This window comes from Bradyrhizobium sp. Ken01, from assembly GCF_055807355.1.
Genome location: NZ_JBVVPC010000006.1, coordinates 67,630 through 76,988 on the forward strand (window position 1 = coordinate 67,630; position 9,359 = coordinate 76,988).

The window sequence follows — 9,359 nt, forward strand, 5'->3', positions numbered from 1 at the left end:
ATGAAGTTGCAACACTATCTAGGAGGCCTCGAAGGTCTCGATCCGATCTCGCTTGAAACGCGGGTGTTCGTGGAAGCTTGGGAGGAGAGGATCTTCGGCATCCACACGGCGATGATGGCACTGAGTTCGCAACTCGATCTCGAAGCAACACCGAGTACATTCAACACCGAATGGACCTGGGCCGACCTGCGCAAGGGCGCAGAGTCGATGAATCCGTTCGATTACTTCAAATTCCGCTACTATGAGAAGTGGCTGGGCGGAATCTCTGCGTATTTCGTCGCGAAGGGTTACATCACTCAGATCGAACTCGACGCGCGAACCGAAACCTTCTTGACGTCAGCCCCAGTCATGCCGAAAGGCGGAGACGCGGCTGTGGACGCTCGCGTGCGGAAATATCTGCTGATCGGCGACGATCCGAAACGGGAGCGCTCGACCCAACCGCGCTTCGCGGCCGGCGAGGCGGTTTGCGTCGCCGATCCGAAATCGGTCGATCACACTCGCTTGCCAGGGCATCTTCGGAACAAGGCGGGCATTATCGATAGCGTGTATCCTGACGCTTACACTTATCTTTGCGAGATCGGGCCGGACGGGATCGGCAAAGCAATGCCCGTCTACTGCGTCAAATTCGATCCCGAAACTCTGTGGCCAGGAAATACCGAGCAGCATTTTACTTTTTACGCAGACCTGTTCGAGGCCTATCTCGAACCGGCCATCGCATCCTGAGGAGCCACATGATGCAACGTTTCGAGTATTCCACGGATCGAGAAACGGTGAACGCGGCGCGCGTCCGCGCGCTGGAGGCTCTGCTCATCGAGAAGGGAGTCATCACGCGCGAGACTGTCGACAAGATCATGGCAATCTTCGCGACTGAAATGGGCCCGTTCAATGGCGCCAAGCTTGTTGCGAAAGCGTGGGTCGATCCGGCATTCAAGAAGATTCTGGCCGAAGACACCATGGCTGCGGTCGAACAGATGAAGTTCGTGACCGGGGGAGCCGGCGCCGAAGGCGAGCATATGCGAGCGGCGATCAACACGCCGGAGGTGCACAATCTCATCATCTGCACCCTCTGTTCCTGCTATCCTTGGCCGATTCTGGGCCTGCCGCCCTATTGGTACAAGGATCCTTCGTTCCGCGCGCGAGCTGCACGCGAGCCCCGCAAAGTGCTGAGCGAATTTGGTCTGAACATTGGGCCGGAAAAGGAAATCAGGACCTGGGACAGCAGCGCCCAGATCCGCTGGTTCGTTGTCCCGGAACGACCGGCGGGCACCGATACCTTCAGCGAAGAGCAGTTGGCAGCTCTTGTCACACCCGAGTCGATGATGGGCGTCGCGATCGTCAAGCCGCCGAGCACCTGAAGCGATGCAAACAAATTTCGAGCATTTCGCCCTGGGAAGCATGTTGGGGAAGACCGACATGCCACCCAAGGATAACGGAAGCCTTTGCTTCGGCGCGCCTTGGGAGCGTCAGGCATTCGGCCTGGCGCTTGCTCTCTCCAAACAAGGCTTGTTCGAATGGGAGGATTTCCGCTCGGAAATGATATCAAGCATCGCCGCTTGGGAGGCCACCCACGACGAGACCGACCCAAGCTGGGACTACTACGAGATCTGGCTCACCGTAGTTGAGCAGATGGTGCAACGATCCGGCTTGATCGAGCAATCGGCCCGGTCGTATTTCTAGGCGTCTCGATGTCGGGTCGATGCAGCGGGGCCCCAGAGCGCGGCGGGCTGGACTTGATCGTACGTACACTTAGCGAGCGCTAGAGAGATAGATCTGCGAGGGCCTTCGCGCCGATCATCTGGTGAATGTGGCCGTACGAATTGTGCCCCAGCGCACAAAATCGTGGATTTGGTGCCCAGGGGCGGAATCGAACCACCGACACTGCGATTTTCAGTCGCATGCTCTACCAACTGAGCTACCTGGGCGTGCTCCAAAGAGGGGCCAAAGCCCATCGAGCGGGCGGTTTATAGTGGGCTGAAGGCTGCCTGTCCACCCACGCTTCGCCGATGGCTTCGCGGGCCGCGGCCCGGCTGTGCACAAGGCGGGACGGGGCTCGGAGGGAACGGCGCGCGACGGCGCATCGAGAACTTAAATAATTGATACGATAGGCTTATTCCTCTCCATCGGCCTCGTCATCCCGGCCGGGAATGACATAGGAGCCTTTCAGCCAGCGGTTCAGATCGACGTCGCGGCAGCGCGAGGAGCAGAACGGGCGAGTGGCCCCGGACTGCGGCTTGCCGCAGATCGGGCAGGTTTTGAGCGGGCTTGCGGGCTTTTTCACCTGGTCGTCCATAGGGTGCTCGGCTTGCACGAGGCGAGAGAATTCAAGAGCCTGTCGCCCAAGGGGTTCCTCCGGCGGAAGCGCAGGCGTCCCGGCCAGGTTCCCGCGGGGCAATTCTACTGTGCATGGGGTTGTTTTCGCGATTTTTGCAGGAGCGGCTGTTCGGCTCACACCGCGGTGGCGTTGAGCCAGCCGAAGCGGATCGGGAAACCTTCGCCGCCGAGCAGCGTGGTGGTCTCGTAGAGCGGCAGGCCGACCACGTTGGTGTAGGACCCCACCATCTTGACCACGAATGAGCCGGCGATGCCCTGCACGGCGTAGCCGCCGGCTTTGCCGCGCCATTCGCCGGAGCCGATATAGGCCTGGATGTCGTCTTCCGAGAGGCGCTTGAATCGGACGCGGGTCTCGACCAGGCGCTGGCGGAAGGCCTCGCGCGGCGTCACCAGGGTGATCGCGGTGTAGACGCGGTGGTTGCGGCCCGACAGCAGCCGCAGGCACTGCGCGGCCTCGTCGACGAGGTTGGCCTTGGGCAGGATGCGGCGGCCGACCGCCACCACCGTGTCGGCGGAGAGGATGAAGGCGCCGCGCAGCTCGTCGTCGAGCTGCACCGATTTGAGCGCCGCATCCGCCTTGGCGCGCGCGAGCCGGTTGGCGCAGGCGCGTGGCAGCTCGCCCCGCTTCGGCGTCTCATCGACGTCGGCGGGCCGGAGCGCGTCCGGCTCGATGCCGGCTTGGTTGAGCAGCGACAGGCGCCGCGGCGAACCGGAGGCGAGAACGAATTTGGGGCGGCCGAGCATCAGGTGATTTGGGGAATGAAGCAGGGGGTGAATTGCGCGCGGAACCTATCGGACGGGGGCTGATTTCACAACCCGGGAACCCGGACTTTACCGATTCGACGGGCACGGGAAGCGTGTGCCTGCAGTCTGTGACGCGGGTGTTACGGGCGTCGAATGCTACCCGTTCGCCGCGCCCACCTTCGAAAATCGCCGGCGGATGCGCATCAGGAGTTGGTCGCAGACGTCGCGGTAAGCCGCCAACTTCTGGTCGCGGCTGCCTTCCATGGTGGTGGGATCAAGCGTCGGCCAATACTCGACCTCGGCCGCAAGCGTGCGGGTCAGCTCCAGCGCCTTGTGGTGCGCCTCCGGCGACAGCGTGATGATCAGGTCGAAATTCAGCCCCTCCCAATCCTCCAGTTCCTCGAAGGTCTGCGGCTTGTGGGTGGAGATGTCCTGGCCGAGCTCGGCCATCACGGCGACCGCGAACGGATCGAGCTCGCCGCGCCTGGCGCCGGCCGACTTCACGTAAAGGCCTTGCGGAAACATGTGACGCAGCAGGCTCTCGGCCATCGGCGAGCGCACGCTGTTCATGGCGCAGGCGAACAGCACCGATTGCGGATCGCGTGCGCGTGGCGGACCCGCCATCGCGCTTAACCCTTCCAGTGCAGGACGGTAATGAGCGTGAACAGCCGGCGCGAGGTCTCGAAATCGACCCGCACCTTGCCCTTCAGCCGCTCCTGCAGCGTGCGCGAGCCCTCGTCGTGGATGCCGCGGCGGCCCATGTCGATGGCCTCGATCTTGTCCGGCGTCGCCGTACGGATCGCCTGGTAGTAGCTGTCGCAGATCATGAAATAGTCCTTCACGATCCGCCGGAACGGCGTCAGCGACAACAGATGCGCGACCACGGGCGTGCCGTCCTCGCGGCGGATGTCGAACATCAGCCGGCTGCCGGTGATGCCGATATGCAGCGTGAACGGCCCCTTCCCGTCGGCGCCCTCCGGCGCGAACAGATTCTGCTCGATCAAATCGTAGATCGCGATCGCGCGCTCATGCTCGATGTCGGGCCCGGAACGGCCGATCGAGTCCTCGTCGAGCGTGACGCCGACGATGCGATTGGTCGAGTCGTCCTGTTCGGGCGGCTGGGTCATGACAAATTGAGGCGCAATCCAATCGAGCGCGAATGGGCGTCTAGCCCCTCCGCCTTACCGAGAATCATCGCGGCCGGACCCAGCGCACGCAGCTGATCCGGGCCGCATTTCAGGATCGAGGTGCGCTTGAGGAAATCGTGCACCGAGAGACCCGACGAGAATCGTGCCGAGCGCGCCGTCGGCAGCACGTGGTTGGAGCCGCCGACATAGTCGCCGATCGCCTCCGGCGTATGCGGCCCAAGGAACACGGCGCCGGCGTTACGGATCCTTGCGGCGAGCGCGTCGGGATCCTGCGTCATGATCTCGAGATGCTCGGCGGCAATCGCATCCGCGAGCGGAATGGCGTCGTTGAGGCGCTTCACCATGATGATGGCGCCGAAATCGGCCCACGATGCACTGGCGATCGCGGCGCGCGGCAGCGTCTTCAACTGCGCCTCGACGGCCTTTTCGACATCGGCGGCAAGGCGCGCCGAATCGGTAATCAGGATCGACTGCGCGCTGGCATCGTGCTCGGCCTGGGCCAGCAGGTCGGCGGCAATCCAGTCGGCATTGCCGGTGTCATCGGCGATGACGAGCACCTCGGAGGGACCGGCGATCATGTCGATGCCGACCTTGCCGAACACCAGCCGCTTTGCCGCGGCGACATACGCATTGCCGGGTCCGACGATCTTGGCGACGGGCGCGATCGTCGCGGTGCCATGGGCTAGCGCGGCAACCGCCTGCGCGCCGCCGACGCGATAGATCTCGGTGACGCCGCCAAGCTTTGCCGCCGCCAGCACCAGCGGGTTGAGCTTGCCGTCGGGCGAGGGCACCACCATCACGAGACGCGTCACGCCGGCGACCTTTGCCGGCACCGCATTCATCAGCACCGATGACGGATAGGCCGCGGTGCCGCCGGGCACGTAGAGGCCGGCGGATTCGATCGCGGTGTAGCGCCAGCCGAGCTCGACGCCGAGCTGATCGGTGAAACGCTCGTCCTTCGGCAGTTGCCGGCGGTGATAGATCTCGATGCGGTCGCGCGCGAGTTGGAGCGCATCCAGCGTCGCTGCATCGCAGGCCTTCACCGCGGCCTCGATCTCGGCGGCGGTGACGCGCAGGCCGGATGCATCGAGCGTCAACCGGTCGAACTTTGCCGTGGCCTCGAGCAGGGCAGCATCGCCCCGCTTCGCCACGTCGTCGACGATGGCACGCGCGGCCGCCTCGACGTCGGCCGAGGCCTCGCGTTTGGCGGCGAGGAAGGCCCCGAATCGCTGATCAAAATCGGCGCTGCTGCGGTCGAGACGAACGGGCATCTTGGCTTCTAACTGGTTTTTGGGGGCGCGGCTTGGCTCACCAGGCCCCTGCTCAATGGCGCGGCGGGGAAGCTGCGTCAACCCTTGGGCCGGGCCGTTCCCCTCCGGCGTCGTCCTGGCGAAAGCGGAATGCGTGGCCTTGGCATGCCACCTCACCCCTCCCCTTCAGCCTCCAACCCCGTCCCCAACTGATCCGCCCCCAGATCCGTCAGTTCGCATTCCAGGCATTCGACGTCGAGGCGGATGGCGCCGCCTTGGGCAAACAGGAGCAGCGCGCTCCCGCCTGGGGCGTCCTGGCCGTGAAATTCGATGCCGATGAGGTCCAGGACAGTGTCCGGCGCGTCGAGGTCGATGTCGCGCGACTTGCAGGCGAGCACGCGGTCGAAACGGAGGGCGGCCACCAGCCTGCGTGGCTCGGCCTCGCCGTCCAGCGTCTGCTCCCAGTCCAACCGGCTCATGCCGATCACCAGCCGCTTTTCGCTCTGCCGCCAGATGATGTCCGAGGGCTGCACGCGGGCGTCCTGGACGTGGGCCGAGATCACGGAGAGGTCGTCGGCGTCGAGTGCGATCAGTTTGAGTTGGGGAGACATCGACGGCGCTTTCTCCTTCGGGCGGACAGGGCTCAACGCGCGCGGGCGGCGAAATTTCCTTAGAACTAACGCCCCACTGGACTAGAGGCTATTGATATCCTCCATCTCCAGCACCTTTCGCGGATACCCCTCCCGCGCAACCCGGATCATGGCGCGGCCGATCTGCTCGGTCGAGGTGACGAGCCGCGGCGAGAGCCGGCGCAGCACCGGCCACAGTGGCCGGGTTGCTACATACACGGCCTGCACCCACGCGGTCTTGGAGCGGGCCCCGTGAAGCGGTTGGATCGCACCGGGCCGGAACATGTAGGCCGCCCTGAACGGCAGCTTGAGCAGATCGTTCTCGGTCTTGCCCTTGATCCGCGCCCACATCCGCGAACCCTGCTCGGTGGAATCGGTGCCGGCGCCCGTGACATAGACGAACGTCATCTGCGGATTGAGCCGTGCCAGCGCGGTCGCCGCCGCGAGCGTGACGTCATAGGTGAGATGACGGTAGCGCTCCTCGCTCATGCCGATCGAGGAGACGCCGAGGCAGAAGAAGCAGGCGTCGAAGCCGGTGAGCTGCGCTTCGATCGCCGAGTAGTCCGTGAAGTCGCCGTGCGTGATCTCGGTGAGCTTGGCGTGGCGCACGCCGGTCGGGCTGCGGCCGATCGCAACCACTCGGTCGATGCCGGCATCGATCAGGCATTCGCGCAAGACGCCCTGCCCGACCATGCCGGTCGCGCCGAAAATGATGATCTGCATCGGGAGCTCCCCGACAGGCTCGCGGCTCATGCGGCGGCCGCGATCTCGTCGAAGGATATACCGGTCAACGTCGCCGAGACATCCCACAGCATGGCTGCCGAGGCGAAATCCTTCGCCTGCGGCATGATCTTCGCCGGCCGCGGCGGCCCTTTCAATTCGTAGAACCCGTTCGGACCGTAATAGCCGCCCGGCTCCGCCGCCGGCGAGGTCGCCGCCAACAAGGTCGGCAGCGCGCCTTCCGCGGCAGACTGGCTGATGAAAGGCTGCAGCCACCGGCTGACGCGCGACTGCAAACTGCTGGTGCCCGGCCCGTTCGAAATCAGATCGGTCCGCGCGTAGCCGGGATGTGCGGCAAGGCTCGTCAGACCCCATCCTGAGGCGAGGCTGCGGCGCTGCAACTCCAGCGAAAACATCAGCATCGCCAGCTTGGACTGGCAATAGGCCCGCCACGGACGATAGGAATGCCTAGCCTGCAGATCGTCGAAATTGATCGCTCCGGAGCGGTGCGCAAGGCTCGACAGGTTGACGACCCGAGCCGTCTTCGCCCGGCGAAGATGCGGCAACAGCAGCGCCGTCAGCGCGTAATGACCGAGATAATTGATGCCAAGCTGCATCTCGAAACCATCCGCCGTCTGCCGCCGCTTCGGCAGCGCCATCACGCCGGCATTGTTGACGAGCAGGTCGACCTGCTCGTTGTCGGCGGCAAAGCGCTTGGTAAAATCGACGACGGAGGCGAGGCTGGCGAGGTCGAGATGCTCGTAGGCGATCAGTGCATTGGGAAAGCGCTCGCAAATGCCCTCGATCGCGCGCAGGCCCCTTGCGTCGTTGCGCCCGGTGAGTATGACGATGGCCCCGGCGCCCGCCAGCGCCATCGCCGTTTCATAGCCGAGGCCGCCCGTCGCTCCGGTCACGACGGCAGTCTTGCCGCTGAGGGAGGGGATGTCTGCCGTGGTCCAGTCGGTCATGCCATAGCTCCGTCGGGCTGGGAAAAGGCCCGCGACAGGTCTAAATGTGCACTGAGTGCAATTTTGCAAGTGGTGAAATGATTTGAAGCTTTCAAAGGTCGCCGGGAAATCAGTCAACAGGCGCACCAAGCCATTGCCGGCAGGGGCAAAATCCGCCGATGGCCCCGGCCTGCGCCAGCGTAAATTGCAGGAGACCCGCGAACGGTTGACCCGCGGGGCGATGGCACTATTCCTGGAGCGTGGCTTCGAGGCCACGACCATCGACGACATCGCTGCCGCGGCCGACGTGTCGCGACGCAGCTTCTTCCATTATTTCGCCTCGAAAGAGGACGTGGTCGCGGCCTGGCAGGAAGGCGCCGCTGCCGCACTGGTCGCGGAGGTCGTGGCGCGGCCGGCGGGCGAAACCATGCTGACGGCGGCCGAGAACGCGATCGCGGCGGCGCTCAAGCGGATCGATCCTGCCGAGGCTGCGGCCATGTCGCGGCTCAAGCGCGACAATCCCGCGCTTCGGGCGCGCGATCAGCTCAAATACGAGAAGCTCGAGCGGGCGCTGGCCGACGGGCTCGCCCAGCGCGCCAGAACCAAATCGGACCAGTTGAAGGCACGCCTCGTCGCCATGATCGCCACCGGCGCGATGCGCGTCGGCGGCGAGAGCTGGATCGGCGGAGGGGCGCGGGAGAAGCCGGAAGCTTTCGTCAAGCGCACCTTCGACGCGATCAGGGCGATATTGGCGTAAGGCCGCTCACTCCTTGAAGAACGCCAGCAGGTCCGCATTGATGGTCTCGGCGTGCGTCGTCGGCATGCCGTGCGGGAAACCCTTGTAGGTCTTCAGCGTGCCGTTCTTCAAGAGCTTGGCCGACAGCGGCGCGGAATCGGCGTAGGGCACGATCTGGTCGTCGTCGCCGTGCATCACCAGCACCGGCACCGTGATCTTCTTCAAATCCTCGGTGAAGTCGGTCTGCGAAAACGCGACGATGCCGTCGTAATGGGCCTTCGCGCCGCCCATCATGCCCTGGCGCCACCAGTTCTGGATCACCGCTTCCGACGGCTTTGCACCGGGACGATTGTAGCCATAGAAGGGGCCGGCCGCGATGTCGCGGTAGAAGCTGGCGCGGCCGGCAGCGAGCTGCACCTGGAAATCGTCGAACACGCTCTTCGGCAGGCCGCCGGGATTGGCCTCCGTCTTCAGCATAAGCGGCGGCACCGCGGAGAGGATCGCGGCCTTCGCCACCCGGCTCTCGCCGTGGCGCGCGATGTAATGCACGACTTCGCCGCCGCCGGTGGAGTGGCCGACATGGATCGCGTTCTTGAGATCGAGATTGGCCGTCACGGCCGCGAGATCATCGGCATAATGGTCCATGTCGTGGCCGTCGGCGACCTGCGACGAACGGCCGTGGCCGCGACGGTCATGCGCGATGACGCGATAGCCGTGCGTGACGAAGAACATCATCTGCGCGTCCCAGTCGTCGGCTGACAGTGGCCATCCGTGGCTGAACACGATCGGCTGGCCCGAGCCCCAGTCCTTGTAGAAGATCTCGATGCCGTCCTTGGTGGTGATGGTGGGCATTG

13 protein-coding genes and 1 tRNA gene are annotated in these 9,359 nt (G+C 64.5%); 4 read left to right on the plus strand and 10 right to left on the minus strand.

Annotation, left to right across the window (positions count from 1 at the left end):
* Genes nthB through AC0L3S_RS08645 form a run of 3 tightly spaced genes read left to right on the plus strand, consistent with a single transcriptional unit; the run spans nucleotide 1 to nucleotide 1,677 of the window.
* On the plus strand, nucleotides 1-723 hold the full coding sequence (nthB, locus tag AC0L3S_RS08635; protein ID WP_473278743.1) for a nitrile hydratase subunit beta: 723 nt from the start codon (nucleotides 1-3) through the stop codon (nucleotides 721-723).
* An 8-nt stretch (nucleotides 724-731) separates the two neighbouring features.
* Nucleotides 732-1,355: a nitrile hydratase subunit alpha gene (nthA, locus tag AC0L3S_RS08640; RefSeq protein ID WP_035993718.1), complete on the plus strand. Its 624-nt coding sequence runs from the start codon at nucleotides 732-734 to the stop codon at nucleotides 1,353-1,355.
* Between the two features lie 4 nt (nucleotides 1,356-1,359).
* A complete protein-coding gene (locus tag AC0L3S_RS08645; RefSeq protein WP_007597553.1) occupies nucleotides 1,360-1,677 on the plus strand; it encodes a nitrile hydratase accessory protein in 318 nt (105 codons plus the stop codon).
* Between the two features lie 169 nt (nucleotides 1,678-1,846).
* Here AC0L3S_RS08645 and AC0L3S_RS08650 read toward each other — a convergent pair.
* From AC0L3S_RS08650 to AC0L3S_RS08690, 9 genes are all read right to left on the minus strand, one after another.
* Nucleotides 1,847-1,922 (minus strand) — tRNA-Phe (locus tag AC0L3S_RS08650).
* Between the two features lie 185 nt (nucleotides 1,923-2,107).
* Complete coding sequence (gene yacG / locus AC0L3S_RS08655) at nucleotides 2,108-2,290, minus strand: DNA gyrase inhibitor YacG (RefSeq protein ID WP_473278744.1); 183 nt, start codon at nucleotides 2,288-2,290, stop codon at nucleotides 2,108-2,110.
* A gap of 155 nt (nucleotides 2,291-2,445) precedes the next feature.
* Nucleotides 2,446-3,075: a Maf-like protein gene (locus tag AC0L3S_RS08660; RefSeq protein WP_007597557.1), complete on the minus strand. Its 630-nt coding sequence runs from the start codon at nucleotides 3,073-3,075 to the stop codon at nucleotides 2,446-2,448.
* 156 nt (nucleotides 3,076-3,231) lie between these two features.
* Nucleotides 3,232-3,699 (minus strand): arsenate-mycothiol transferase ArsC, encoded by a 468-nt coding sequence (locus AC0L3S_RS08665; RefSeq protein WP_473264381.1) that lies wholly within the window; start codon nucleotides 3,697-3,699, stop codon nucleotides 3,232-3,234.
* 5 nt (nucleotides 3,700-3,704) lie between these two features.
* Nucleotides 3,705-4,202 (minus strand): UPF0262 family protein, encoded by a 498-nt coding sequence (locus AC0L3S_RS08670; RefSeq protein WP_018453111.1) that lies wholly within the window; start codon nucleotides 4,200-4,202, stop codon nucleotides 3,705-3,707.
* Nucleotides 4,199-5,494, minus strand: coding sequence for a histidinol dehydrogenase (gene hisD, locus AC0L3S_RS08675; protein ID WP_473278745.1), 1,296 nt, complete (start codon nucleotides 5,492-5,494; stop codon nucleotides 4,199-4,201). The genes AC0L3S_RS08670 and hisD overlap by 4 nt, the downstream gene beginning before the upstream one ends.
* Before the next feature lie 152 nt (nucleotides 5,495-5,646).
* Nucleotides 5,647-6,084 (minus strand): DUF2948 family protein, encoded by a 438-nt coding sequence (locus tag AC0L3S_RS08680; protein WP_473278746.1) that lies wholly within the window; start codon nucleotides 6,082-6,084, stop codon nucleotides 5,647-5,649.
* A gap of 81 nt (nucleotides 6,085-6,165) precedes the next feature.
* Nucleotides 6,166-6,825, minus strand: a complete 660-nt coding sequence (locus tag AC0L3S_RS08685; protein WP_473278747.1) for an NAD(P)H-binding protein — start codon at nucleotides 6,823-6,825, stop codon at nucleotides 6,166-6,168.
* 26 nt (nucleotides 6,826-6,851) lie between these two features.
* Nucleotides 6,852-7,790, minus strand: a complete 939-nt coding sequence (locus AC0L3S_RS08690; protein ID WP_473278748.1) for an SDR family oxidoreductase — start codon at nucleotides 7,788-7,790, stop codon at nucleotides 6,852-6,854.
* Between the two features lie 82 nt (nucleotides 7,791-7,872).
* Between AC0L3S_RS08690 and AC0L3S_RS08695 the strand changes: the two genes are divergently transcribed.
* The gene (locus AC0L3S_RS08695) at nucleotides 7,873-8,526 is read left to right on the plus strand and encodes a TetR/AcrR family transcriptional regulator (protein WP_473278749.1); all 654 of its coding nucleotides are present in this window, start codon (nucleotides 7,873-7,875) and stop codon (nucleotides 8,524-8,526) included.
* 6 nt (nucleotides 8,527-8,532) lie between these two features.
* Here AC0L3S_RS08695 and AC0L3S_RS08700 read toward each other — a convergent pair whose 3' ends face one another.
* Complete coding sequence (locus AC0L3S_RS08700) at nucleotides 8,533-9,357, minus strand: alpha/beta fold hydrolase (RefSeq protein WP_473278750.1); 825 nt, start codon at nucleotides 9,355-9,357, stop codon at nucleotides 8,533-8,535.
* Nucleotides 9,358-9,359: the final 2 nt, after the last annotated feature.